The organism is Actinoplanes sp. L3-i22 (assembly GCF_019704555.1).
In the GTDB taxonomy this organism is placed as follows: domain Bacteria; phylum Actinomycetota; class Actinomycetes; order Mycobacteriales; family Micromonosporaceae; genus Actinoplanes.
In genome coordinates this window covers 8,740,513-8,764,996 of sequence record NZ_AP024745.1, presented here as the reverse complement: position 1 = coordinate 8,764,996, position 24,484 = coordinate 8,740,513, and the positions used below count along the sequence as shown (strand labels likewise).

Annotated in this window: 21 protein-coding genes; 14 read left to right on the top strand and 7 right to left on the bottom strand. The window is 71.8% G+C overall.

All coding sequences use genetic code 11. The features are described 5' to 3' along the window. Positions 1–86: 86 nt before the first annotated feature. The 12 genes from L3i22_RS39275 to L3i22_RS39220 all read left to right on the top strand — a co-directional run bounded on the left by L3i22_RS39275 (position 87) and on the right by L3i22_RS39220 (position 11,724). Positions 87–1,055 carry an LLM class flavin-dependent oxidoreductase gene (locus tag L3i22_RS39275; RefSeq protein WP_255657514.1) on the top strand — a complete coding sequence of 323 codons (969 nt, stop codon included), beginning with the start codon at positions 87–89 and terminating at the stop codon, positions 1,053–1,055. Further along, the gene (locus L3i22_RS39270) at positions 1,052–2,521 is read left to right on the top strand and encodes a CaiB/BaiF CoA-transferase family protein (protein WP_255657513.1); all 1,470 of its coding nucleotides are present in this window, start codon (positions 1,052–1,054) and stop codon (positions 2,519–2,521) included. Before L3i22_RS39275 ends, L3i22_RS39270 begins: the two co-directional genes overlap by 4 nt. Continuing rightward, the gene (locus tag L3i22_RS39265) at positions 2,518–3,873 is read left to right on the top strand and encodes an MmgE/PrpD family protein (protein WP_221322525.1); all 1,356 of its coding nucleotides are present in this window, start codon (positions 2,518–2,520) and stop codon (positions 3,871–3,873) included. Before L3i22_RS39270 ends, L3i22_RS39265 begins: the two co-directional genes overlap by 4 nt. Beyond that, positions 3,870–4,871, top strand: a complete 1,002-nt coding sequence (locus L3i22_RS39260; protein ID WP_221322524.1) for a RidA family protein — start codon at positions 3,870–3,872, stop codon at positions 4,869–4,871. Before L3i22_RS39265 ends, L3i22_RS39260 begins: the two co-directional genes overlap by 4 nt. Then, a complete protein-coding gene (locus L3i22_RS39255; protein ID WP_221322523.1) occupies positions 4,868–5,326 on the top strand; it encodes a MaoC family dehydratase N-terminal domain-containing protein in 459 nt (152 codons plus the stop codon). The genes L3i22_RS39260 and L3i22_RS39255 overlap by 4 nt, the downstream gene beginning before the upstream one ends. After that, positions 5,313–5,690 carry a MaoC family dehydratase gene (locus L3i22_RS39250; protein ID WP_221322522.1) on the top strand — a complete coding sequence of 126 codons (378 nt, stop codon included), beginning with the start codon at positions 5,313–5,315 and terminating at the stop codon, positions 5,688–5,690. The genes L3i22_RS39255 and L3i22_RS39250 overlap by 14 nt, the downstream gene beginning before the upstream one ends. Next, positions 5,687–6,799, top strand: a complete 1,113-nt coding sequence (locus tag L3i22_RS39245; RefSeq protein ID WP_221322521.1) for a thiolase — start codon at positions 5,687–5,689, stop codon at positions 6,797–6,799. Before L3i22_RS39250 ends, L3i22_RS39245 begins: the two co-directional genes overlap by 4 nt. Beyond that, entirely contained in the window at positions 6,796–7,272 is a 477-nt protein-coding gene (locus tag L3i22_RS39240) for a Zn-ribbon domain-containing OB-fold protein (protein ID WP_221322520.1), read from the top strand. Before L3i22_RS39245 ends, L3i22_RS39240 begins: the two co-directional genes overlap by 4 nt. Next, on the top strand, positions 7,272–8,435 hold the full coding sequence (locus L3i22_RS39235) for an acyl-CoA dehydrogenase family protein (RefSeq protein WP_255657512.1): 1,164 nt from the start codon (positions 7,272–7,274) through the stop codon (positions 8,433–8,435). The genes L3i22_RS39240 and L3i22_RS39235 overlap by 1 nt, the downstream gene beginning before the upstream one ends. Beyond that, complete coding sequence (locus tag L3i22_RS39230) at positions 8,432–9,307, top strand: CoA ester lyase (RefSeq protein WP_221322518.1); 876 nt, start codon at positions 8,432–8,434, stop codon at positions 9,305–9,307. The genes L3i22_RS39235 and L3i22_RS39230 overlap by 4 nt, the downstream gene beginning before the upstream one ends. Before the next feature lie 249 nt (positions 9,308–9,556). Continuing rightward, the gene (locus L3i22_RS39225; protein ID WP_221322517.1) at positions 9,557–10,624 is read left to right on the top strand and encodes a DUF6348 family protein; all 1,068 of its coding nucleotides are present in this window, start codon (positions 9,557–9,559) and stop codon (positions 10,622–10,624) included. 197 nt (positions 10,625–10,821) lie between these two features. Next, positions 10,822–11,724, top strand: a complete 903-nt coding sequence (locus L3i22_RS39220) for a serine hydrolase (protein WP_221322516.1) — start codon at positions 10,822–10,824, stop codon at positions 11,722–11,724. 62 nt (positions 11,725–11,786) lie between these two features. Here the strand turns inward: L3i22_RS39220 and L3i22_RS39215 are convergent, their stop codons facing one another. Beyond that, on the bottom strand, positions 11,787–13,739 hold the full coding sequence (locus L3i22_RS39215) for an ABC transporter ATP-binding protein (RefSeq protein WP_221322515.1): 1,953 nt from the start codon (positions 13,737–13,739) through the stop codon (positions 11,787–11,789). After that, positions 13,736–15,514, bottom strand: a complete 1,779-nt coding sequence (locus L3i22_RS39210; RefSeq protein ID WP_221322514.1) for an ABC transporter ATP-binding protein — start codon at positions 15,512–15,514, stop codon at positions 13,736–13,738. Before L3i22_RS39210 ends, L3i22_RS39215 begins: the two co-directional genes overlap by 4 nt. 131 nt (positions 15,515–15,645) lie before the next feature. Here L3i22_RS39210 and L3i22_RS39205 point away from each other — a divergent pair, with 131 nt between their 5' ends. Beyond that, positions 15,646–17,283 carry a GGDEF domain-containing protein gene (locus L3i22_RS39205; protein WP_221322513.1) on the top strand — a complete coding sequence of 546 codons (1,638 nt, stop codon included), beginning with the start codon at positions 15,646–15,648 and terminating at the stop codon, positions 17,281–17,283. 9 nt (positions 17,284–17,292) lie between these two features. On the opposite strand, the gene L3i22_RS39200 is transcribed toward L3i22_RS39205, so the two are convergent. Further along, on the bottom strand, positions 17,293–18,309 hold the full coding sequence (locus L3i22_RS39200; protein ID WP_221322512.1) for an aldo/keto reductase: 1,017 nt from the start codon (positions 18,307–18,309) through the stop codon (positions 17,293–17,295). A gap of 148 nt (positions 18,310–18,457) precedes the next feature. On the opposite strand from L3i22_RS39200, the gene L3i22_RS39195 reads away from it, so the two are divergent. Beyond that, positions 18,458–19,693 carry a lamin tail domain-containing protein gene (locus tag L3i22_RS39195; RefSeq protein ID WP_221322511.1) on the top strand — a complete coding sequence of 412 codons (1,236 nt, stop codon included), beginning with the start codon at positions 18,458–18,460 and terminating at the stop codon, positions 19,691–19,693. 225 nt (positions 19,694–19,918) lie between these two features. On the opposite strand, the gene L3i22_RS39190 is transcribed toward L3i22_RS39195, so the two are convergent. The 4 genes from L3i22_RS39190 to L3i22_RS39175 form a co-directional block, all read right to left on the bottom strand. Then, positions 19,919–20,566: a thymidine kinase gene (locus L3i22_RS39190; RefSeq protein WP_221322510.1), complete on the bottom strand. Its 648-nt coding sequence runs from the start codon at positions 20,564–20,566 to the stop codon at positions 19,919–19,921. Positions 20,567–20,653: 87 nt separating this feature from the next. Further along, complete coding sequence (locus tag L3i22_RS39185; protein WP_221322509.1) at positions 20,654–21,394, bottom strand: hypothetical protein; 741 nt, start codon at positions 21,392–21,394, stop codon at positions 20,654–20,656. Positions 21,395–21,627: 233 nt separating this feature from the next. Further along, complete coding sequence (locus L3i22_RS39180; protein ID WP_255657511.1) at positions 21,628–23,100, bottom strand: NAD(P)/FAD-dependent oxidoreductase; 1,473 nt, start codon at positions 23,098–23,100, stop codon at positions 21,628–21,630. Between the two features lie 541 nt (positions 23,101–23,641). After that, positions 23,642–24,481, bottom strand: a complete 840-nt coding sequence (locus tag L3i22_RS39175; RefSeq protein WP_221322508.1) for an SDR family NAD(P)-dependent oxidoreductase — start codon at positions 24,479–24,481, stop codon at positions 23,642–23,644. Between the last annotated feature and the right edge of the window lie 3 nt (positions 24,482–24,484).

The window sequence follows — 24,484 nt, the reverse complement described above, 5'->3', positions numbered from 1 at the left end:
GTGCGCCACCAGTTCGCCCCGCTCGGTCCTGGCGCGCGGCAGCGGCTTGCTGCGCTCAGTCCCGGCGTGCGGCCGTCGGTGGTCGCGTGATTCGCCTCGATGTGCAGCCGTGGGGCGAGACGATGGCCGAGCTGCTCGTTGCCGCGAAGGACGCCGAGGACGCCGGCGCGGGCGTGGTCTGGGCGCCGGAACTGCACCGCAGCGCGTTCGTGACGGCGGCGGCGCTGGCCACCGCGACGTCCACGGCCGGAGTGGCGACCGGGATCGCGCTGGCCTTCGCGCGCAGTCCGATGCTGACCGCGCTCGCCGCCGCCGACCTGGACGAGCTCTCCAGCGGACGGTTCCGCCTCGGTCTCGGCACCGGCGTGGCGCGGCTCAACGAGGACTGGCACGGCGTCCCGTTCGAACGCCCGGTCCCGCGGCTGCGCGACACCGTGGCGATCGTCCGCGCCGTCCTGGCCGGCGGTGACCCGATCCTCCACAAAGGCGTCCGATCAATCCGGGTGCGCGGCTGGCGCCGCCCGTACCCACCGACTCGCCCGTACCTCCCGATCTACCTGGCCGGCGTCGGCCCGGCGATGATCGCCCTGGCCGGCGAGGTCGCGGACGGCTGGATCGCGCACGAACTGTGCCCGCCCGGCGAGATCCCGCCCCTGCGCCGCCCCGGCTTCGACGTGGTCGCCGCGGCCTGCTGCTCGGTCGATCCGGATCCGGCCGTCGCCCGCCGCCGGGCGGCGAACGTCGTCGGCTTCTACGCCTCGGTCAAGTCTTACGCCGGCGGCTTCGCCCGCGCCGGGTTCGGCGCCGTGGCCGACGCCGCGGTCGCGGCCCTGCGAGCCGGCCGGGCCGCCGACGATCTCGGCGACCTGGTCCCGGACGAGATGATCGACCACTACACGATCGCCGGCACGCCGGCCCGGTGCGCGGCCCGGTTGTCTGATTTCTCCGGCAAAGCGGATGCGCTCAAACTCTCCCCGCCCTCCTACGGTCTGCCGGCCGAGGAGACCCGGGCCGCCCAGAAAAGCCTGCTCGAACTGCTGGGAGACGTCACATGAGGCCGTTGGAGGACATCCGGATCATCGCCGTCGAGCAGTACGGCGCCGGCCCGTTCGGCTCGGTGCACCTGGCCGACCTCGGCGCCGACGTCATCAAGATCGAGGAACCGGCCACCGGCGGCGACGTCGGCCGTTACGTGCCGCCCTACCAGCACGGCGAGGACTCGCTCTTCTTCGAGACCTTCAACCGCGGCAAACGCTCGCTGTCGCTGGATCTCGCCAGCGCCGCCGGCCGCGAGGTCTTCGAGGATCTGGTACGCCACTCCGACGCCGTCTGGTCCAATCTGCGCGGCGACGTCCCGGCCAAGATGGGGATCACGTATCAGCAGCTCAAGCAGGTCAACCCGAGCATCGTCTGCTGCTCGCTGACCGGTTTCGGGATGACCGGGCCGCGCGCCCGCCAACCCGGGTACGACTACATCCTGCAGGGCCTGGCCGGCTGGATGGACCTGACCGGCGAGCCCGGCGGCCCGCCCACCAAGTCCGGACTGTCGATCGTGGACTACTCCGGAGGCTTCGTCGCGGCGATCTCGCTGCTCGCCGGGGTGCACGCGGCCCGGCGCGACGGTTACGGCATGGACTGCGACCTGAGCCTGTTCGACACCGCGATCGGGATGCTCACCTACCCCGCGGCCTGGCATCTCAACGCCGGTTTCGAGCCGGCCCGGACGAGACATTCCGCGCACCCGTCGCTGGTGCCGTTCCAGCTCTTCCCGGCCGCCGACGGGTGGATCGTGGTCGGCTGCGCCAAGGAGAAGTTCTGGCAGCGTCTGGTCGCGGTGCTCGACGACCCGGCCCTGCTGGACCCCCGCTTCGCCACGTTCGCCGACCGTCGTACCCATGCCGGTGACCTCCTTTCCCTACTCGAATCGATCTTCAAAACCCGTGCCGTCGCGGACTGGCTGGCCCGCCTCGAACCGGCGGGCGTGCCGTGCGGCCCGGTCAACGACGTGGCCGCGGCGTTGCGGGACCCGCACACCATCGCCCGCGGCCTGGTCGTGGAGACGGAACACCCGCACTACGGGACGCTCCGCCAGGTCGCCTCACCGGTCCGGGTAGGCGACCAGGCGCCGGCCTACCGCCGGGCCCCACGCCGGGGCGAGGACCTGGACTACGTCGCCGACCTGCTCGGCTACTCGGCCGAACAACTGGCCGTGCTTCGCAAGTCAGGCGCCTTCGGCGCCCCGGACCGGAGTGCCGAGCCGCCCCCGGAACCGGCTGGCGAGGCCACGCCGGAGCCGGCTGGCGAGCCGCCCCCGGAACCGGCTGGCGAGGCCACGCCAGAGCCGGCTGGCGAGCCGGTCCCGGAGCCGGGTGGCGAGGCGATCCCGAACCGCCTTCACCCCCGCGGCCCTGACCGGCCCAGCACCCCGGGGCCGGGTGTCGAGGGCGCGCAGCAGGCCGGCGGACTTCGTGGAGCCGGCGCGGCGGTGCCGCCGGAACCGGGTGGCGAGGTGGCGGAGTGACTGAGCCGGCGGCGCTGGTGCTGGCCCGGTGGGCGGTGGGGCTGGAATTCGCGGCGCTGCCGGAGCCGGTCGTCGCAGCGGCTCGGCGGCATCTCGCCGACGCGGTGGGGTGTGCGGTCGCCGGGATCCGGCGGGAGGCCGTGGGCCCGGCGCTCACGGTGGCGGCGGGACTCGGCGGGCCGCCCGAGGCGCGCCTGTTCACCGGGGAACGGGTGGGCGCGGTCGCCGCCGGGTTCGGTAACGCGGTCGCGGTGCACGCCCTCGATTACGACGACACCCATCCGGGCGGGCTGGTCCACGCGAGCGCGGTGGTCGTACCCCCGGCTCTGGCCCTCGCGGAGCAGACCGGAAGTCGCGGCAGTGAGCTGATCGCCGCGCTGGTCGCGGGTCTTGAGGTGGTCTGCCGGCTCGGGGCGGCGGCGCCGCACGGGTTTCACGCGCGCGGGCTGCATGCCACCTCGATGTGCGGGCCGGTGGCCGCGGCCGTCACCGCCGGCCGCCTGCTCGGGCTGTCGAGCACGGAGATGGCGCACGCGATCGGGATCGCGGCGAGTGGCGCGAGCGGGCTGCTCGAATTCCTGCACGGCCCGGCGAGCACCAAGCAGCTGCACCCGGGAACGGCGGTGGCGAACGGCATTCTCGCCGCCCGGCTCGCCGCGGCCGGTGCCACCGGGCCGGCCGGCGCCCTCGACGGACCGTTCGGATTGTTCCGCGCGCTGGCCGGCCGCGAACCGGACCTGCCGGTGCTGCTGGGCGAGCTCGGTGAGCGGTGGGAGACGACCCGGATCGCGGTGAAGCTGTTTCCGGCGTGCCAGCTCGCCCACACGTCCATCGAGGCGGCCAGGGCTTTCGCGGGGAACGGAAGCCTGCCGGAGAGGGTGACGGTGACGTTGCATCCGGACTCCATTCCGATCATCGCGGGCGCCGACAAACGGCGGCCGCGCAGCTCTTACGAGGCGAAGTTCAGCGTGTACTGGTGTGTGGCGTCGGCGATCGTGGACGGCCAGGTCGGTTTGGACACGTTCGAGCGGCTGGACCGGCCGGACGTGCTCGCCCTGGCCGGCCGGATCGTGGTGCGGACCGGTGCGGGTGACGGGCCGGCCGCGTCTGCTCCCGGCATCGTCGTTGCCTCCGGGCGCCAGTCCATCTTCCCGATTCCCCGAGCTCTCCGCTCCGTTCTTCCGGCCGGGTACCCCCTTCTTTCGGCCGGTGTGGACGCCGCGCCGGAGCGGGATATTCGTGCCAAGGCCATCGCCAACCTCGGTTCGGGGGCGGGCGAGGTGCTCGCCGCGATCGACTCCGGGGCGAGCGCGGCCGACCTGCTCGATGCGATCGAAGGGTGCCTGCAATGACCGTCCACCTGCCGGCCGTGCCCGGTTACGCGCAGCTCGCGTCCGCGCTCGCCGCCGCCGGTCTGACCACTGTCGACGTGGTGCACGTGACCGAATACGCGACGGCCGCCGCGCTCGGCGATCCGGCTGCTCTGGACCGCGCCCGCGTGGCGGCGCTCGGGGGTCACCCGGTGCCGGTCTCGCGTGTCCCGGTCGAGGCCGTCCTCGGGCCGGACGCACTGATCTCCACCGCTTCCTACGCGCTCGGCGTCACCGCGCACGCGGGCGGTGGCGAGATGCTGACCGACGGGGACGACGTGCTCCGGGTCGCCGGCGGGGTGGTCCACCTGCCGAGCGTGCACACCGCCGAGGGCGATTTCCGGGAGCAGTATCGATGGTGCCTGGACCGGATCGCCGCGCTGCTCGCCGTCGCCGGGCTGGGCACCGGATCGCTGGTCCGGACCGTGGACTACACCACGACCGCGACCCGGGCGGAGTATCCGCAGTGCGGCCGGCCGCGGAAAGAGGTGCTGGGCACCGGGCCGGTCCATCCCGGCGCCGCCGGCATCCTGGTCGACGTCCCGGTCGCGCCGGGCGCCCTGGTGTCCCTGGACGCGCTGGCCTTCGACGGCGGGTTGCAGGTGCTCAACCCGGGGTGGGCGAGGTACGACACGCTCACCTACAAGCCCGCGGTCCGGGGCGGGGGCCGGATCTTCCTGGCCGGCTTCGGCGCCCTCGACCCGGTCAGCCAGCAGGCCCTGCACGCCGGCGACCTCGCGGCGCAGGCGGCATATGTCTACCGCAGCGTCGAGACCGTCCTGGCCGAGGCCGGGGCGACCGGCGAGCACGTCACCCACCTGGTGGAGTTCGTGACGCCCGCCGCCGTCGCGGACTATCCGGCGACCGTGGTGCTGCGGAAACAGCACTTCCCGAACGCGGTGGTCGACGCCGTGGTCTGCTCCGCGCTGCTGCGGCCGGAGTTCCTGATCGAGACCGTGCCGACGGCGGTGCTCCGATGAGCCTGCTGACGCCGGAGCTCGCCGCCCGGATCGGCGAGGAGGTCACCTACACCGCGCCGGAGCCGCTGGGCCGCGCGTCGATCCGCTACTTCGCCCTGGCCACCGGCGACACCGATCCGGCGCACCTCGCCGGGGACGTCGCGCCGCCGACGATGATCTGCGAGACCAATCAGTACACGGGACTGCCCCGGGACGCGGACGGCTACGCCGGGCACGGCTGGCGCCTCTCCGTGCCGGGCACGCGGCTGGTGCGCGGGGGCAACTCGTACCGGTTCGTGCGGCCGGTCGAGCCGACCACGGTGATCACCGCGAGGTGGCGGCTCGACGACATCACCGAGCGGGTCACCGGGGGTGGGAAGCGGATGCTCGTGGTCACCTCGATCGCCGAGTACACCGACCAGGAGCGACGGTTGCTCGCCGTGAACGAGGAGACCCTGATCTATGTATCAGCGTGAGCGGACGATCGAGCTGCCGGACATGGTCGCCTACGCCGGGGCGACCTGGGACTGGCACCGGCTGCACTACGACGCGGACTATCTGGCCGGGCGCGGGCTGACCAAGCCGGTCGTCGACGGCCAGGTGTTCGGGGCCTACCTGGCGATGGCGCTGGCCGAGTGGTTCCCGGGCGCGGTGATCTCCGAGTTGACGTTCCGGTTCAAGAGCCTGGTCTTCGCCGGGGAGACGATCCGCTGCGTCGGCTCGGTCGCCGCCGAGACGGGCGGTCTCCTCCATGTCGACCTGCGTGTCGAGGTGGTCGAGGACGGTCGGGTCGCGGTCGCGCCGGCCTCGGCGACGCTAAAGCCACCGGAGCCGTCATGAGGGTGGCGATCGCCGGGGCGGCGGAGTGTGATCTCGGCAAGACCCGGAAGACGGTTCTGGAGCTGCAGACGCAGGCGGTGTCCAGGGCGCTGGCCGACGCCGGGCTGACGCTCGCGGACGTGGACGGGATCGCGACCAACGGCATCTCCCGGTTCTCCGCCACCCAGCTGGCCGAATACCTGGGGATCCAGCCGACCTGGTGCGACTCGACGTTCGAGGGCGGCGCGGTCTTCGAGATGTACGTGGCCCGCGCGGCGCAGGCGATCGCCGCCGGTCAGTGCGGGACGGTCGTCATCTCGTACGCGAGCAATCAGCGCTCCGCCCGCAGCCGCAGCCTGACCGCGACCTATGCCGAGGGCACGCCCGAGGCCCTGGGCGAGGAGCCGTTCCACCCGCTGTACCCGATCTCGTACTACGCCATGGTCGCCCAGCGGTACCTGCACGTGCACGGCCTGACCAGGGAAGACCTTGCCGGGGTCGCGGTTGCGGCGCGGGCGCGGGCACTGCGCAATCCCCAGGCTTGGACGTACGGCAAGGGCCCGCTCACCGTCGACGACGTCCGCACCGCCGAGATGATCTCGTCGCCGCTCGGCGCGCTGGACTGTTGCCTGGTCACCGACGGCGGCGGGGCCATCGTGATGACCTCGCTCGACCGGGCGCGGGACCTGCCACGCCCGCCCGTGGCCGTGCTGGGATACGGCGAGGCGTTGACCCACTCGTCGATGTTCGGCGCCCCCGACCTGCTGCGGACCGGTGCGATCGATTCCGGACAGCGCGCGTTCGCACGGGCGGGGCTCGCGCCGGCCGACATCGACGTGGTGCAGCTCTACGACTCATTCACGATCTCGGTGCCGCTCGGGCTGGAGCAGCTCGGGTTCGCGGCGCCGGGCGAGGGGCTGGGCGCGACCGTCGCGCACAACACGGGCGGGGGCGGGCTGGCGTACTGCCACCCCGGCCAGCTCGGGGTGCTGCTGCTGGTCGAGGCGGTGCGGCAGCTGCGCGGCGAGTGCGGCGAGCGCCAGGTCCCATCCGCGGCCACCGCCCTGGTCCACGGCACCGGCGGCATCCTCTCCAGCCACGCGACCGTGATCCTGGGGGTGGACCGATGACGCACGACGTCCAGCGGGGTGGATCGGCGGCGGGCGACGTCCAGCGGGGTGGACCGGTGACGCGCGACGTCCAGTGGGGTGGACCGGTGGCGCACGACGTTCCACCGGGTGGACCGGTGACGGGCGACGTTCAGCCGGGTGGACCGGGAATGCACGTCGTTCAGCAGTGCCGGCGCTGCCGGCGCCTGCAGCACCCGGCGCGGCCGATCTGCCTGACCTGCGGCGACGCCGAGCTCCTGGCGGACACGGTCACCTCCGGGAACGGCCACGTGGACAGCTTCACGGTCGTGCACCGGGCGGAGACGCCGTACATCGTCGCCCGGGTCCGGCTCGTCGAGGGCCCGGTCGTGCTCGGCCACCTGGCCGACAACCCCGAGCCCCGCTGCGACCAGCCGGTGCGGTTCGTCCCCCGGGACCCGCTGCCGGTCTGGATTCCCGGCCACCATGTCCCGCGAACCCGCAGGAGCGAATGATGGACTTCGAGCTCAGCGACGAGCAGCGGATGTTCCGCGACGTGCTGCGCGACTTCGTGGATCGGGAGATCCGCCCGGTCGCCACCGAGTGGGAGGCCGCCGGCCGCTATCCGACCGAGATCGTCGAGACCATGCGGGAGATGGGCCTTTTCGGTCTCACGGTGCCCGAGGAGTACGGCGGACTGGGCGCCGACATGATCAGCTTCGCGCTGGTCTTCGAGGAGATCGCCAAGGGCTGGATGGGCATCGCCGGCATCCTCGGCAGCCACTCGCTGTCCTGCTGGCTGCTCGCCCGGCACGGCACCGACGAGCAGAAGTCGCGGTACCTGCCGGACCTGGCCACCGGTAAGCGCCGCACCGGCATCGCCCTGACCGAGCCGGACGCCGGGACGGACCTGCAGGGCATCGGCACGACCGCGGTCCGCGACGGCGACCACTACGTGCTCAACGGGCGCAAGACCTGGATCACCAACGCCCGGCACGCCGATCCGCTCCCGGTGCTGTGCAAGACCGATCCGTCCGCGGACCCCGCGCACCGGGGCATGTCGGTGCTCCTGGTCGAGGCCGGCACGCCCGGCTTCACCGTGGAGCGGGACCTGCCGAAACTCGGCTACAAGGGCACCGAGTCGTGCGAGGTGCTCCTGGAGGACGTCCGCGTCCCGGCGGCTCAGCTGCTCGGCGGCGTCGAGGGGCGCGGCATGCAGCAGGTCCTGTCCGGCCTGGAGACGGGCCGGATCAACGTCGCGGCCCGCGCGCTCGGGATCGCCCAGGCGGCCTACGACGAGGCGTTGCGGTATGCCCGGTCGCGGCACGCGTTCGGCCAGCCGATCGGGGAGTTCCAGGCCGTCCAGCTCAAGCTCGCCGAGATGGCGTCCCAGGTCCAGGCCGCGCGGCTGCTGGTCTACTGGGCCGCGGCCCGCTCCGACGGCGGCCACCGGGTGGACATGGAGGCCGGTATGGCCAAGGCGTTCGCCTCGGAGGCGGCGGTCAGTTGCGCCCTGAACGCGATGCAGATCCACGGCGGGTACGGCTACTCGAAGGAGTTCGTCGTCGAACGCCTCTACCGGGACGCCCCGCTGATGATGATCGGCGAGGGCACCAACGACATCCAGCGCGTGGTCATCGCCCGCGCCCTCCTGGCCGGCAAGGCGTCGATCGGATGAGGTCATTTCTCTACGTGCCGGGGAACCGCCCGTCGATGCTGGCCTCGGCGCTGGGCCGGGGCGCGGACGCGCTGATCGTGGACCTGGAGGACGCGGTCCCGCCGACCGAGAAAGCCGCGGCCCGCGCGGCCGTCGCCGAGTGGTTGCGCACCCTGCCACCCGGCGCCCCGGTGTGGGTCCGGGTGAACGCGGGCCCGGCCGGCCTCGACGACACCCAGGCCCTGCTGGCCCGCGAGCCCGATGGCGCCGGGTCCGGGCGTCTCCCCGCCGGCGCGGTGGTGCGTGGGCTGGTGGTGGCGAAGGCTTCGCTCGAGCAGGTCACGGCGCTGGGCCGGCTGTTGGACGAGCTGGATCCGGCGGGCGGGGTGGGGGTCGTACCGTTGCTGGAAACCCCGCAGGCCATCCTTGCCGCAGCCGGGATCGCCGCCGCGCCCCGGGTGAACCGGATGCAGATCGGCGAAGCCGATCTCGCGGCTGAGCTGGGCGTGAGCCCCGGTGAGGACGAGCGGGAACTGCTCTTCGCGCGGTCCGCCGTGGTGCTGGCCTCGGCCGCCGCCGGGATCGAGCCGCCGGCCGCCGCGGTCACCACGGACTTCCGCGATCTGGACGCGCTGCGGCGGTCCACCGAGGCGCTGAAGCGACTGGGGTTCCGGGGTCGCGCGTGCATCCATCCGGCCCAGATCCCGATCGTCCACGAGGTCTTCACCCCCGCCGACTCGGAGATCGCCGCCGCCCGAGACCTGATCGCCCGCTTCGAGGCGGCCGGCGGCGGCGTCTGCCTCGACGCCCGCGGCCGCATGGTCGACCTCGCGGTGATCCGGAACGCCCGCCGCACCGCCGCCTATGCCGATTCGGCCTGGACCTGGCGGTGATCCGGAATGCGCGCCGCACTGCCGCCTATGCCGATTCGGCCTCGACGTGGCGGTGATCCGGAATGCGCGCCGCACTGCCGCCTATGCCGATTCGGCTTCGGCCCGGCGATGATTCGGTATGGCCGCCGAGGCGGCGACAACGGGCGATCAGCCTGTCCGGCATCGTTCGGGACAGGTCCGGTGTACGGGACGTTTGGGGCACTGGCCGGGAACAGTTGCGGGAGATCGGCGGGACGGTACGCTCACGCGATGTTCGACGAGGCGGTTGTGGTGGGTGTCACGGCTTTTTGTGAGGGCGCGGCGGCGCCGTCCGGGGCCGAGGTCAAGGAGAAGCTGGTCAACGGTGGTCTGGAGCCGTGGCTGGCGAGTCGTCTGACCTACTTCCTGCCGCTCGCTTTCGGCCGCCGGGTGCTCGGCGGTGTGGAGGTCGACGAGACGTTCCTGGACGGGGAGACCCGCCGGCGGCTGGACCGGGATCCGGTGTATCGCGCCGCCGCGGAGCGGGCGCTGATCGCCGACGAGGCCGAGATCGCCCGGATCGCCGGGTACAGCAGTGAGGTCGCCGCGGTCAGCCAGGCCCTGCAGAGCGGGGCCGAGCTGGCGAAGCTCCGGCTCGGGCCGGTCGCGCTGGACGAGCCGTTGCCGCCGGTCGGGACCGGCAGCGGGGGCGTGCCGTCGCCGGCGTCGGTGTTCGCGCACTGGATGGCGGCCTACGGCGTGACCATCGGTGACGATCTGCGGCTGGGTGACGCCGAGTTCCAGGCGACCCTCGCGGCGCATCCGCGGCCGACTCCGGAGCTGGTGGTGGCGCAGGTGAACTTCGCGGTGAACCATCCGGCGCTGGCCCGGCCGTGGATGGTGGAGAGCTGCGTGGGCGTGGCGCCGACCTGGAAGGAGGCGATCTTCCAGACCCTCGCGATGTTCGAGCGGGCGGTGGCGTACCCGATGATCGCCGCCCTGCTGGACCGCTCCGCCGCCGGTGAGAACGTGCACGTCGAGCGGTACAGCCACCCGGCCGGCGAGTTCGAGCTGCTGCTGGGCGCGCAGGTGGATCTGTTCGCGACCGAGCCGGTGCCGTCCGCGGAGCCGCTCTTCGACCGGCTGCTGGCGCAGCTCAAGGATGTGCCGCTGAGCCGGGCGGTGCACGCGCTGCGGTTCTTCACCGCCCACCAGGACGGGCAGATGCTGACGAACGAGGTCTTCCTGGACGGCGAGCCCTGGGAGACCGGGATGAAAGTTTCCGCAGCCGCCCCGGCACCGCTGCCCACCGGCCCGGTCGGCGTCCGAGTCTTCGCCTTCCTGGTCCCGGTCGACTAGCGCCCCGGTCGATCAGCGCCCCGGTCGACTAGCGCCCCGGTCGACTAGCGCCCCGGTCGACTAGCGCCCCGGTCGACTAGCGCCCCGGTCGACTAGCGCCCCGGTCGAATAAAACCCGATCAAAAACTAGATCAAAAACCAGATCAGGACCCGATTACGGTACGGCGGTGAGCGCCCCGAACGGGTAGCTTCCGGACATGGCTGACGATCTACTCGCCGATTTCGTGCGTGCTGACCAGGAACAGGGCCTCGGCAGTTACGGGATCCACGTATACCGGGCGGACGCCGACCCGCTGACCCACCGGTTCCGCTCCGACGACCGGGTCAACCTCTACTCGGTGTCCAAGACGTTCACCGCGGTGGCGGCCGGCCTGGCCGTCGCCGAGGGCCGGTTCGACCTGGACGCCCCGTTCCTCGACCACTTCCCGGAGCTGCGCGGGATCGCCGCGGACGGCTTCGAGCGGGTCACCCCGCGGCACCTGATCACGATGACCAGCGGCTCCACCCACAAGTGGTTCGCGGACGAGCGGATCGACGCCGCCGACCTGCTCCACGAGTTCGTCGCGACGCCGCTGGACGCCGAGCCCGGGACCCGCTTCGCGTACACCGGGTCCGGGCCGTACGCGATCGGTCGTCTTCTCGCCCGGACCACCGGCGCCGATGTCCGCGCCTACCTGGAGCCCCGCCTCTTCCGGCCGCTGGACCTGCACAATCCGGCCTGGCACACGTGCCCGCTCGGCTTCCCGTTCGCGGAGAGTGACCTGTTCCTGCGCACCGAGGAGCTGTCCCGGTTCGCTCAGCTGCTGCTGCGGGAGGGCGAGTGGCAGGGCCGGCAGCTGGTTCCGGCGGAGTTCGTGCGCCGGATGCCGGCCGAGTCGGTGGACACCGCGACGGCGGCCGGCCACGGCTCGGCGTTCGGGCACGGCTACGGCCTCGGCGTCTGGCTCGGCGGCGACGGGACGTTCCGGATGGACGGCCGGTACGGGCAGTACTCGATCGTGGATCCGCGGCGCCGGGTCACGGTGACCGTCACCGCGCACAGCCCCGACGACACCGCCCTGCTCAAGGCGATCGACGAGCTGATCCTGCAGCGCCTGTGAGGCGCGGCCGCGTCCCGTGACGTGCGCACGGGACGCGGCTCACGCCGTACCGAATAATTGGTTTAAGCCGGCGCCGCGTGCGATTCCCAGGTGGCGAACATCGTCGCGTAGCGGCCGGAGGCCGCGATGAGCTCGTCGTGCGTGCCGGATTCGAGGATGCCGCCGTTGTCGACGACGATCACCCGGTCGGCGCGCCGGGCGGTGGACAGGCGATGCGCGACCAGGATCGCGGTCCGGCCCTCCAGCAGGCGCTGGACGGCCGCCTCCACCCGCAGCTCCGAGCGCAGATCGAGGCTCGACGTGGCTTCGTCGAGCACGACCACGCGCGGCGCGGCGACGAACACCCGGGCCAGGGCGACGAGCTGGCGTTCGCCGGAGGAGACGGACTGGCCGCGTTCGTGCAGGACGGTGTCGAGGCCGTCGGGGGAGCGGTCGACGAGATCGCGGAGCCCGACGGCGTCGACCGCGGCGTTCACCTCGTCGTCGGACGCGTCCGGGCGGGCGAAGGCGATGTTCTCGCGCAGCGTCCCGGCGAACAGGAACGGCTCCTGCGGCACCACGCCGACCTGCCGGTGCAGCGAGTCGAGCGTGACGTCGCGCAGGTCGTGGCCGTCGATCAGCACCGCGCCGCGGTCCGGGTCGTAGAGCCGGGCGACCAGCTTGGCCAGCGTCGACTTGCCGGCGCCGGTCGGCCCGACGCACGCGATCGTCTCGCCGGGGGAGATGCGCAGCGTGACGTCGCGCAGCACCGGCCGGTCCGGGTCGTACCCGAAGGAGACGTTCCGCAGTTCGATGCCGCCGTTCGCCGGCGGAAGATCAAGAGCATCAATTGCTTCCGGTACGCCGGGAGCCGTCCCCAGCAATCCGCGCAGCTTGCCGAGAGCCGCCCGGGCCTGCTGATAGTTCGTGTAGAGCTGCACGAGTTGCTGGACCGGCTGGAAGAACGCGTTGAGGTAGAGCACGAACGCGGTCAGCTCGCCGATGGTCAGCTCGCCGCGCAGCACCATCCGCCCGCCGATGAGCAGCAGCGCGGCCAGCCCGAGCAGGCCGATCACCGAGCTGCCGGGGCCGTAGACGGCGTTGATCCGGCCGGTGTGGTCGTTGGCGTCCCGGTACGCGCCGACCACCTCGCGATGCTCGACGACACTGCGTTGCTGCTGGTTGTGGGCGGTGATCACGCGGACGCCGTAGAGGCTCTCGGACAGGTGCGAGAAGAGCCCCGCGATCGCGTCGCGCTGCCGGTTGTAGCCGTGGTCGGCGGCCTTGCGGAACCAGATCGACAGCGCCGCGAGCGGCGGGATCACCAGCAGCAGCGTGATCGCGGCCAGCTCCACGTTGTAGTGCACGAGCACCGCGGTGACCACGACCATGGTCAGCCCCTGGATCAGGAACTGGGCGAAGCCCTCCTGGAGCAGCTGCTGGATCGCCTCGACGTCGGAGGTCATCCGGGTCATCGTGACCCCGGCCTTCTCCCGGGTGTAGAAGTCCAGGCTGAGCCGCTGCAGGTGACTGAAGACGCGAACCCGCAGGTCCCGGGTGACGTACGCGGCGAGCCGCCCGCTCTGCCGGATCCGCACGCCGGACGCGACCGCGGTCAGCACGACCGCGGCGAGGAACGCGACCGCGGCCATCACCAGCACCGGCACGTCCCGCGCGACGATCCCGTGGTCGATGCCGATCTGCACCAGCAGCGGGCCGGCCTGCAGCAACAATGCCTCGGCGAGCACCGCGACGGCGGCGGTGGCCAGGACCGCCGGCCGGTTGACCAGCAGCGCCCAGAGGGTGAGTTCGCGGTTGTCCGGTTGCTGGTGGAACGGCTCGTCCGGGGCAGGATGCGCCGGCTCGGTGGACTCCAGGCGGGCCACGCCGGCGGCGAGCTCCGGTGGGATGCCGGCGAACGGGCTGCCGCCCTGCTGACGGTCGCGGCGGCCGGCGCCGACGCCGCCCATGCCACCGATCGGCCCCGAGCCCGGCCCGCCCCCAGGCCCGCCGAAGCCGCCTCCGAACATGCTCATGCTTTTACCTCCGCCGCGCTGGCCGCGGCCAGGACCTGGGCGTATCGGGGTTCGGTGGCCAGCAGCCCGGCGTGCGTGCCGTCGGCGGCCACCCGGCCGTCCTCGATCAGGATCACGCGGTCGGCCAGGCCGATCGTGGCGAGCCGGTGCGCCACCATGATCGTGGTGCGGCCGACCATCAGCGTGCGCAGCGACTCGTGGATCTCGTGCTCGACCCGGACGTCGACCGCACTGGTCGCGTCGTCCAGGATCAGCACCGGCGGGTTGACCAGCAGCGCCCGGGCGATCGCGACCCGCTGCCGCTGACCGCCGGAGAGCGTGTAGCCGCGCTCGCCGACCACCGTGTCGTACCCCTCGGGCAGTTCCCGGATGAACCCGTCGGCGCCGGCCGCGACCGCCGCGGCGACGACCTGGTCCCGGGTGGCCGCCGGGCGGCCGAAGGCGATGTTGTCGTGCAGCGAGACCGAGAACAGGAACGGCTCGTCGGGGACGATGCCGACCCGGTCGCGCAGGGTTTCCAGGGGGTAGTCGCGGACGTCGACCCCGTCGAGCGTCACCTCGCCGCCGGTCACGTCGTAGAAGCGGGCGGCCAGCCGGCCGATCGTGGACTTGCCGCTTCCCGTCGCGCCGACCAGCGCCACCGTTTCACCTGGGCGGATGTGCAGGTCCAAGCCCTTGAGCCCGGGGGTGCCGTCCGGGTAGTCGAAAAGGACATTTCGGAACTCGAGGTCGCCGCGTGGCGCTGGCGTCACCGTGTCTTCCCTGTCCGTTATTTCAGCTTTTGTATCTAGAATGTCGTAAATACGCTGCGAGGAGGCGGCCGCTCGCTGGCCCATCATGATGATCATGCCGAGCATCCGGAACGGCGGCTGCAGCATCAGGACGTACGAGTTGAACGCCACCACCGTCCCCACCGTCGCGTGCCCGTGCAGCACCATCAGCCCGCCGACCAGAAGCACCAGCGCCAGCCCGAGCCGGGGCAGGTTGTCCATCACCGGGATCCACCGGCTGCGCAGCCGGGCGTCCGTGGTGTACGCCCAGCGGACCCGGTCGGCGGCACCGGCGAGCGTGTCGACCTGCCGCTGCTCGGCCGCGAACGCCTTGACGATCCGTACCCCCTGGATGTTCTCGTCGACGACGGTGGCGATGCCGGCCAGCCGGGACTGGATCAGCCAGGAGACCGGGAAGATCGCCTTGCGCATCCGGACGCCGAGGACCGCGATCGCCGGCATGGTCAGCATCGCGACCACCGCGAGCAGCGGGTTGATCGAGACCATCAGCACGAACGCGATCACCGCGATCATGCACTGGACCAGGATCGACGGGCCGAACGTGAGGTACATCTGGACGGCGCGGATGTCCGAGGTGGCGCGGGACATCAGCTCGCCGGACTGGACCCGGTCGTAGAAGCCGTACGACATCCGCATGAAGTGGCTGAACACGATGCTGCGTAGGTCGTACTCCAGCTCGTATGCCGTACGCAGTAGATAGAGCCGGGCCAGGTAGTTGATCACGCCCTGGGTGAGGGCCAGGCCGGCGATCAGCCACACGTATCTGGCCAGGCCGGCGGTGTGCGCGACGAGCGCCCGGTCGATGCCGACCCGGACCAGGTTGGGGATCTGCACCTGCACGATCAGCCCGATGAACGAGAGCCCGAGCGAGGTGATCAGCAGGGTGCGGTGTGCCTTGAGCAGCGGCCAGGCGCGGCGGAGCCAGCTCTTGGAGGGGTCGGGATGGATGCCGGCCCGCGGTGCGCGGCGTGGAAGGGGTGGCAAGCGGCGCTCCTAACGACTTAGGTGCTTAGCCTAGCTAACGATCTTCCCGGAGCGAAACCTTCGTGATAGGAGTGAACGAGTTGTCACGGTTCGCTTGCCGACCGTGCCGTGGTCACGCCACGATGATCGGCGTGAGTGCCGCCGTGCATCCGACGTTGGCCGCCGAGCTCGACGACCTGGAGGACTGGGTCGGACGGGACCCGGCCGGCCGGGCGGCCCGCGCCGCGGAGATCGAGCGGGACGCCGCCGACGAGGCCGACCGGATGCGCGCCCGCCTGATCCGGGCCGACGTCGCCGAGCGGTCCGGCGAGCTGAAGACCGCCGCCGAGGCGATGTGGCTGATCAACGAGTGGGCGCACACGCACGGTGACCGCTACCTGATCGCGCGCAGTCACCTGCTGCTCGGCCGCACCTACCGCAACCTGGGCGACGTCGCCGCGCTGCTGGTGCACGCGGTCGCCGCGGTCGAGGCCCTGGAGGAGAGCGTCCTGCCCCGGCGCCGACTGCCGTACGTGGTCAAGTACGCCGACGCGCTCACCGAGACCGGCTCGATCGAGGCCGCCCGGGAACGCTACCGGCAGGCCGAGGAACTGGCCCGGCACAGCGCCGACCTGCGCGACCAGATGATGGTGCTGAACAACCACGCGTACGCGGAGTACCTCGCCGGCGAGCCGGAACGCGCCTGGACCGTGGTCCGGCGGATGCGTGCCACCGCCGCCGCGCACGGGCACCGGCTCGACCCGAACGATCTCGACACGGTGGCCAGCGTGCAGATCGCGCTGGGTCACTACCAGGACGCCGAGGAGACCGTCCTGGCCGCGATCAACGGATACCCGGACGCGCCGCTGGAGGCCGACGCGCTCCCGGAGTTCCTGCTCACGCTCGCGATCACCCGCCGGCTGCGCGACGACCTCGGCAACGCCCAGCTGACCCTGGACGCCTGCCGCGAGCAGTGCGAGGCGCACGGGCACGGCGAGATCCTGGTCCGGGTCATGCAGGAGCAGGCCGAGCTGCACGCCGCGGCCGGCGCGTTCGAGCCGGCGTTCGCCGAGTACAAGCGCTTCCACGCGGCCGAGAAGGAGGTGCTCTCCGCGGCCCGGGAGGCGCAGGCCCGCAACCGGCAGGCGCTCTTCGAGGTCAACGAGGCGCGGCAGGAGGCCGAGCAGTTCCGCGAGCAGGCCCGGCGCGACCCGCTGACCGGGCTGCGCAACCGCCGCTACGTCGACGAACAGCTCCCGGGCCTGATCGAACAGGCCAACCGGACCGGAGTCCCGTTGTGGGCCGCGGTTCTCGATCTCGATCATTTCAAACAAATCAATGACTTGTGTACGCACGAAGCCGGCGACCGGGTCCTGGTGGAAGTCGCCCGCCTGCTCACCTCCGCCTCGACGGCCGCCCCCGCGGTTTCAGCAGCCCACCCCGGGGGCTCGGCGCCTCACCCCGGGGGCTTGGCGGCTCACCCCGGGGGCTTCGCGCCTCACCCCGGGGGCTTCGCGGCGCGGCTCGGGGGTGAGGAGTTCCTGCTCGTCGTCAGCGGGCTGGACGAGGTGCGGACGGTCGGTTTCCTGGAGCGGGTCCGGGCGACCGTGGCCGGGCATCCGTGGCGCGCGGTGACCGGCGACCTGCCCGTCACCGTGAGCATCGGGGCCGACTCGGTGATGCCGGGGGACGGGCAGGCGGAGCTGCTGGCCCGGGCCGACGCCCGCCTCTACGCGGCCAAGCGCGCCGGCCGGAACCGGGTCATCGCCGGCCTTCTCGCGCCGGAGTGACGGGCACGCTCAGCGGCGTCGCAGCGTCTTGTCCGTGAGCGACGGCGGCAGGTAGCCGGCGTCGGCCGGGTTCAGGTTCGTGCCCGGCGGGACGATCTCGTCGATCCGGTCCAGCACGTCCTCGGTCAGCGTCACCTTCACGGCGCCGAGCTGCGACTCCAGGTGCTCCAGGGTGCGCGGGCCGATGATCGCCGAGGTGATCGCCGGATGGTTCAGGACGAACGCCAGCGCCAGGTGGATCAGCGACAGCCCGGCCTCGTCGGCCAGCGCCTGCAGCTTCCGGACCGCCTCGACCTTCGGCGTGTTGGCCGGCGCGGACGTGTCGTACCGGCCCGGGATCCGCTCCGCCCGCAGCGACTTCCAGCTCTCCAGACGCTGCCCGGACAGGTAGCCGCCGGCCAGCGGGCTCCACGGGATCACCGCCAGGCCGTGCCGCTGGGCGACCGGCAGCACCTCCCTCTCGATGCCCCGGACCAGCAGGGAGTACGGCGGCTGCTCGGCGACCACCCGCTCGCGGTGCCGACGCTCGGCGAGCCATTGGCCCTCGACGATCGCCGACGGCTCGTACGTCGAAGTCCCGATGTATCTGATCTTGCCGGCCCGGACCAGGTCGCTGAGCGCGCCCAGGGTCTCGTCGAAATCGGTCGAGGGATCCGGCCGGTGCACCTGGTAGAGATCGATCCAGTCGGTGCGCAGCCGGCGCAGGCTGTTCTCCACCTCGGTGATGATCCAGCGGCGTGAGTTGCCGCCCTGGTTCAGCCGCGTGCCGATCTGGCCGTGCACCTTGGTGGCCAGGAACACGTCGTCCCGCCGCCCCTCCAGGGCCTCGCCGACGATCTCCTCGCTCTCCCCCTGGGAGTAGACGTCTGCCGTGTCGATGACGTTGATGCCCTCGTCCAGCGCGCGGTGAATGATCCGGACCCCGTCCCCGTGGTCCGGGTTGCCGCTGCTGCCGAAGTTCATCGCGCCCAGCGTCAGGTTGCTGACCTGCACACCGGTGCGCCCGAAGGGGCGGTACTCGACCATCTCTGCGACTCCTTCAGCGTGTCTCTTCGGTCCATCGTGCGTGTTCTTCCGCCGTACGTCGCAATCTGCCTCTGCTCCGGGATCAGCGCAACCGGTCCGCATCGCCGGATGACTCGAACCGCAACCGTCCCGGCCCGATCTTGGAAGCATGCTGCGCCGTCTCGTCACCCTCGCCGCGTCCGTCGCCCTCGCTCTGGGCGGCACGCCCGCACCGGCCCTCGCCGGCAGCGTGGCCTGCCGGCCGGGCGCCGGAAGCCCCCGCTGCGGGGTGTGGACCGGCAAGGTCGACTGGGTCGCCGACGGTGACACCCTGATGATCAAGGTCAACGGGTCGAAGACCGCCCGCCCGATCCGGCTGATCGGGGTGCAGGCCATGGAGCAGCACAAATACTCGGCGAACCCGGCCAAGCGGACCGGCGAATGCCACGCCCTGGAAGCGACCGCGCGCGTCGAACAGCTGATCAAAGCCGGTAAGGGCGTGGTGCGGCTGACCGCCCGGCACGCCCGCAGCAGCAGCCGGGGCCGGCCGCTGCGCTCGATCGCCGTGAAGATCAACGGGCGGTGGGTGGACGTCGGCGCGGACCTGGTGCGGCACGGGTATGCGCTGACGCTGCCGTTCCCGGGGGAGGACGCCTGGGACCGCACCTACGAGCTGGCGTCGGCGCACGCGGCGTCCGAGCAGAACTACATGTGGGACAGCGACTACTGCGGGGCCGGGCCGGCGGCCGACGCGCAGCTCACCGTGTGGGCGAACAGCGACGCGGACGGGGACGACGGGCTCAACCTGAACGGCGAATGGATCCGGATCGGGAACACCGGGACGGAGCCGGTGGACCTGAGCGGTTGGTGGGTCCGGGACTCGGGGCTGCGGCGGTACACGTTCAAGCGGGGAACCGTGGTGCCCGCCGGCGGACGCATCTACGTGCACGTCGGCAAGGGGCGGGACACCGCGACCGACAAGTACTGGGGGATGCCGGCGCAGGTCTTCACGAACGTGGACCCGGTGCACCCGGGGGTCGGTGAAGGGGCGTACCTCTTCGATCCGCAGGGTGACCTGCGGCGGGCGTTCGTCTACCCGTGCCTGGTGGGCTGCGGTAGTCCGCTCACCGGCAAGGTCGATTTGAAGGTGAAGTACGGCGGGATCGAGCGGATCTCCGTGGTGAACATCAGCGACGGGCCGATCGACCTGCAGGGACATGTCGTGCTCGGCGGGCGGTATCAGCACCGGTTCGAGGAGACCACGATCCTGGCGGCGGGGGAGTCGCTCGACGTTCAGCTGGCCGGTGGGCGCAACGTGCTGAACGACGCGGGCGGGGAGGTGCGGCTGCAGACCGCGGACATGTGGACCGTGGTGTGCCGGTGGTGGGGGACCGGGCAGTGTTGACAGTCAACGTTGAATCAACACCTGGCCGACCGAATCAACCATCAACGTTGATCCAGTCAACATCGTCAAGTCAACACGTCGCCTCGACTTGCCCGAACGGTCAGGCTGGGCCGGGTTCGCTGTTCGTCCTGGCTTGCCCGAGTGGCCAGGCTGGGGCGGTTTCGTCGCTCGCGCCGGCTTGCCTGGGTGGTCAGGCCGCGCTGTTTGCCCCGGTTTGCCTGGCGGTCAGGCTGGGCCGGGTTCACCGTTGCGCCAGTGGCGGCGGCACAGGACTCGGTAGGAGACCGCGGACGTCTCGGTGGTGTCGCCGACCGCGACCTGCTCGCCGGCCCGGGCGACCTGGCCGTCGACGATCCGGGCGTTCTGCCGGCCGGGGCGTCCGCACCAGCAGGTCACCTCGACCTGCAGCGGCACGATCACGTCGGCCAGCTCGACCAGGCGCTGCGCGCCCGGGAACAGCCGGGACAGGAAATCCGTGGTGATCGCGTAGCAGTCGATGTCGACCGCGAGCTCGTCGGCGGCCCAGGCCAGCTGCTCCACCTGGCCCGGCGTCAGGAACTGGGCCTCATCGGAGATCACGAAACCGCCGGCCGGGACCCGATCGGCGACCAGCACGGCCAGGTCCATGCCCTGGTCCACCTCGATCGCGTCGGCGGTCACCCCGAGGCGCGACGACAGTATTCCCTCGCCGGCCCGGTCCTGGCTGGTCAACAGCACTCCGGGGCGGCCGGCCTGGCGTCGGTTGAACGCGTTCTGCAGGGCCAGGGTGCTCTTGCCGGAGCCCATTCGCCCGGTGAACAGGGTCAGGGTCCCGAAGACCGGGGCCAGCGCCGGCTGCCGTGGGGCCATAACGGTCGCGGCGGTGACCGGCATCAATCGGGGCCTCTTCTCTGCGGTGGCGGTGCGGCCCGTCTCGTCAGGTCGGGGCCGGTACACGCTACCTAATGAACGAACGCGAGGTTACCGCCGGTCGACGGTCAGGTTCGAGACACCTGACGTGAGATCGATGTCGTAACGGTCGGTCGCGGCGCTCCATCCGGCGGGCGCGAAATCCGTTCCACCAGCTATTCCGGTATGCCGGGTGCCGTCGACGGTCACCGAACCGGCGCCGCCGCCCACACGTACCCGAACCGGCGCGTTCCCGGTGAGATGCACGGTGACCTGGCTCGCGCCGCCACCGAGCGTGACCGGGACGGAGCCCTGTGCCGCGGGGAGGGTGACCTCGGCCAGGCTGGTGCCGGCGACGAAGCTCACGCCGGTGGCCTTGCCGCCGGCCAGGTCGGCGGACTCCTCCTTGGCCCCGCCGTCGAACCGCAGCTGCCAGTGCACGGCACTGCTCAGCTCGGCGGTGACGACGGCCGGACCCGGGTCCCCGGTGTCGGCGAGCGCGGCATAAACGGTGTCCCCGTCGACCCGCACCGACGGCCGAACCTTGGCGTCGTCCGCAGTGCTGACGCGATAGAGGTCACCCCCGAGATCAGCCGCCCGAACCCGGACCACGTCCGCCCCGGAGACGATCGCGAACGTGGCCCGATCGTGGTCGCCGACGCTGCCACCGGTCACCACCCGATCACCGCTGCCGCTGTGCCCGTTGTCGCGATGCCCGTCGTCCCCATGCCCGGCAAAGACGCCGCGGCCGTCGCAGGCCGCCGTGAGCAGCAGGGTCGTCGCCAGTAGCGAGCAGAGGAGTGATCGGCGCATGCCTCCTATGTGCCCGATTGGGCACGCTCCCATGCCCCGCCCCGCCTCGGCCTGGCCGGCCCCGCCTCGGCCTGGCCGGCCCCGCCTCGGCCTGGCCGGCACCGCGCCGCCTCGGCCGGCTCCGGCCCCGGCCGGCTCCGGCCCGGCCCGGTCCGGTCGTTCCCGGCCCGGTCGCCGTCCCGCCGGGAGCGGTGGGCTTGCCCTCCCGGGCGAGACTCGCGCGTATCGCCGGACTACTCGCGGACGCTCAAGGGTTCCCGTTCCGGCTCGGTGTCGGCCGTCGGCCGCTCCGTCTCCTGCGTCCGCGTGGGCTCTGCCTGGACGGTCGGCTGCTTCGTCTCCGAGGCGGCCGCGTGGTTGGCGAGCTCCTGCTTGTGGGCCGTGACGGCGTCGGCGCGCTCGCGTTCGAACGGGTCGCCATACGCCCGGATCGCGCGCCGGGCGAACGCTTGCTGCTGCGTGGCCACCCGCTCCGAACGCCCACGGCCGATGAAGCTGACCGCCCAGTGGAGCACCGCCGTCACCCGGTTCTTGAACCCGACCAGGTAGAACAGGTGCACCGCGACCCACACGACCCAGGCCGGGAAGCCGGACAGGTGAATCTTGCCCACGCTGGCCACCGCGGAGAACCGGGAGATCGTCGCCAGGCTGCCCTTGTCGAAGTACTTGAACGCCTGCCCGGTGTCCTTGCCACCGAGCCGCCGCTTGATCTGGTCGGCGGCGTGCCGGCCACTCTGGATGGCGACCTGCGCGACCCCGGGCAGCGGCTTACCGTCCGCGCCGGCCAGGTTCATCATGTCGCCGAGCACGAAGATCTCCGGGTGCCCGGGCAGCGTGGTGTCCTTCTCCACCAGGACCCGGCCGGCCCGGTCGGTCTTCGCCCCGGCGGCCTCGGCCAGCTTGCGAGCCAGCGGCGGCGCGGCGACCCCGGCCGCCCACACCTTGGTGATCGACGGGATGGTGTGCCGGCCGTTCGCGTCCTCGACCTCGATACCGGTCGAGTCGACGCCGACCACCTTGGTGTTCAGCTTGACCTCGACACCGAGCTTCTCCAGCTGGCGCTGCGCACCGGCCGAGAGGTGGTCGCCGAACGTGTTGAGCACCGCCCCGATCGCGTCGACCAGGATGATCCGTGCCTTGCGCGGGTCGATGTGCTTGTACTGCCCCGGCAGCGTCCGGTGGGCCAACTCGGCGATCTGACCGGCGAGTTCGGTGCCGGTCGGACCGGCGCCGACCACCACGAAGGTCAGCCAGCGCTGGATCGTCTCCGGGTCGGTGTGCAGGTCCGCCACCTCGAACGCGCCGAAGATCCGGGCGCGCAGTTCGAGCGCGTCGTCAATGCTCTTCATACCGGGCGCGTGGTCGGCGAACTGGTCGTTGCCGAAGTACGACTGGGAGGCGCCGGCCGCCACGATCAGCGTGTCGTACTCAACGGTGTAGTCGATGCCCGGACCGGACACCGAGACGACCTTCTTCTCGATGTCGATGTCCGACACCCAGCCGAGGCGGACGTCGACGTTGTCCTGGTTCTTCAGCACCTCGCGGATCGGCGGGGCGATCTCACCCTCGGACAGGATCCCGGTCGCCACCTGGTAGAGCAGCGGCTGGAAGAGGTGATACGCCGTACCGTTGATGAGGGTGATGTCCACCGGAGCCTTGCGCAGCGCCTTGATCGCGAAGAGTCCGCCGAAACCGGCCCCCACCACGACCACACGTTGGCGGTGACTTGCCTGAGTCATTGCCTGCTCCCGTCGCAGTCCGTCCGCTTAGTACAGCGCACTTCCGCATACCCGTATGCCGTGAAAATGACCACTCACGTGCGGATTCTCACCACGGCCTCCGGCAAGTACTGTGCGCGCGTGACACTGTGTGGCCGCTGAGCGACCGGGGAGTGGTTGCGCAGTCGCCCGGTCCCGCGAGTACAACGCAGCATCGATGCTCCCGTGGCGGTCTCCAGCGCCATAAGTGCCCAGAGCCAGTCGGCCCACCGCCGCCTCCACGCCCGCGCCGTGCCCGTGCCGCGCAGCGCAGCGCTTTTCCCGGCCGCACCCAGCCCAGCCCCGCGCCCAGCCCCGCGCCCGCGCCCAGCCTCGCGCCCGCGCCCAGCCCCGCGCCCAGCCCCGCGCCCGTGCTTGGCCCCACGCCCGCATCCGGCCCCGCGCCCAGCCCCGCGCCCGCGTCCGGCTTGCATCCGGCCCCGCACCCGCGCTGCGCCGTGTTGCCTGTTGGTCTGCGGTCGCGTCGCTGTCAGGTGGCCGGGCGCCAGGGGAGGACGGCACCGTCGCGGATCAGCTCGCCGTAGTGCTCCGGCTTGATCGGATCGAGCGCCAAGGGCAGCAGCGGGTCGGCGGCCTGCTCCGGGGTGGGGGCGTCGCTGACGTCCCACCACAGGGCCGAGGTCGGCGTGTTCATCATGCCGGGGCAGACCGATGCCAGGAGAATGCCGCGCTCGGTGTCCCGTGGGCGGCGCTCGGCGGCCAGGGCGCGGACGGCGGCGACCTGGGCGATCTTGGACGGGATGTTGACGAAGCCGGGCCAGGCGCCGGCTCGGGCACTGCCGTCCCGGACCTGGTCGCGCCAGGCGGCCGTCGCCGCGTCCACCGCGTCGAGCGAGGACAGGCCGTCGAAGCGGTCGTGCAGCACCGGGGCCAGGAACTTCAGCGAGCCGAGCGAACTGGCCACCACGAGCAGCCGGCCGCCCTCGCGGAGCAGCGGGGCGAAGGCGCGCATCACCCGGGTGGTGCCGAAGTTGTTGACCTGCGTGTACTCCTCGACGATCGCTCGGGGGTCGTCGTCCGGGCCGACGCGCATCACCGCGTTGTTGAAGAGGATGTCGATGCCGCCGTGGCGATCGTTCAGCTCGGCGGCGAGACGGGTGACCGAGTCGGGATCGGAGACGTCGAGCACCTCACCTCGTACCTCAGCTGAAGTAACCGGGAGAGAACTGACTGCCGTGCCCACCCGGGCCGCGTCGCGGCCTGTCAGATAGACGGTGTCGGCCGGATCCATCCGTTGCGCCAGGCCGGCCACCAGCGCCGTGCCGAGCCCCTGAGTAGCCCCGGTGACCAGGGCGATGCGTGAAGTCATGCG

Excerpts from the sequence above, each read along its gene's own strand:
- L3i22_RS39235 (WP_255657512.1), top strand. The coding sequence starts at position 7,272 with ATGGACTTCGAGCTCAGCGACGAGCAGCGGATGTTCCGCGACGTGCTG.
- L3i22_RS39245 (WP_221322521.1), top strand. The coding sequence starts at position 5,687 with ATGAGGGTGGCGATCGCCGGGGCGGCGGAGTGTGATCTCGGCAAGACC.
- L3i22_RS39250 (WP_221322522.1), top strand. The coding sequence starts at position 5,313 with ATGTATCAGCGTGAGCGGACGATCGAGCTGCCGGACATGGTCGCCTAC.
- L3i22_RS39175 (WP_221322508.1), bottom strand. The coding sequence starts at position 24,481 with ATGACTTCACGCATCGCCCTGGTCACCGGGGCTACTCAGGGGCTCGGC.
- L3i22_RS39255 (WP_221322523.1), top strand. The coding sequence starts at position 4,868 with ATGAGCCTGCTGACGCCGGAGCTCGCCGCCCGGATCGGCGAGGAGGTC.
- L3i22_RS39200 (WP_221322512.1), bottom strand. The coding sequence starts at position 18,309 with ATGGTCGAGTACCGCCCCTTCGGGCGCACCGGTGTGCAGGTCAGCAAC.
- L3i22_RS39270 (WP_255657513.1), top strand. The coding sequence starts at position 1,052 with ATGAGGCCGTTGGAGGACATCCGGATCATCGCCGTCGAGCAGTACGGC.
- L3i22_RS39190 (WP_221322510.1), bottom strand. The coding sequence starts at position 20,566 with ATGCCGGTCACCGCCGCGACCGTTATGGCCCCACGGCAGCCGGCGCTG.
- L3i22_RS39225 (WP_221322517.1), top strand. The coding sequence starts at position 9,557 with ATGTTCGACGAGGCGGTTGTGGTGGGTGTCACGGCTTTTTGTGAGGGC.
- L3i22_RS39240 (WP_221322520.1), top strand. The coding sequence starts at position 6,796 with ATGACGCACGACGTCCAGCGGGGTGGATCGGCGGCGGGCGACGTCCAG.
- L3i22_RS39260 (WP_221322524.1), top strand. The coding sequence starts at position 3,870 with ATGACCGTCCACCTGCCGGCCGTGCCCGGTTACGCGCAGCTCGCGTCC.
- L3i22_RS39230 (WP_221322518.1), top strand. The coding sequence starts at position 8,432 with ATGAGGTCATTTCTCTACGTGCCGGGGAACCGCCCGTCGATGCTGGCC.
- L3i22_RS39185 (WP_221322509.1), bottom strand. The coding sequence starts at position 21,394 with ATGCGCCGATCACTCCTCTGCTCGCTACTGGCGACGACCCTGCTGCTC.
- L3i22_RS39215 (WP_221322515.1), bottom strand. The coding sequence starts at position 13,739 with ATGAGCATGTTCGGAGGCGGCTTCGGCGGGCCTGGGGGCGGGCCGGGC.
- L3i22_RS39195 (WP_221322511.1), top strand. The coding sequence starts at position 18,458 with ATGCTGCGCCGTCTCGTCACCCTCGCCGCGTCCGTCGCCCTCGCTCTG.
- L3i22_RS39220 (WP_221322516.1), top strand. The coding sequence starts at position 10,822 with ATGGCTGACGATCTACTCGCCGATTTCGTGCGTGCTGACCAGGAACAG.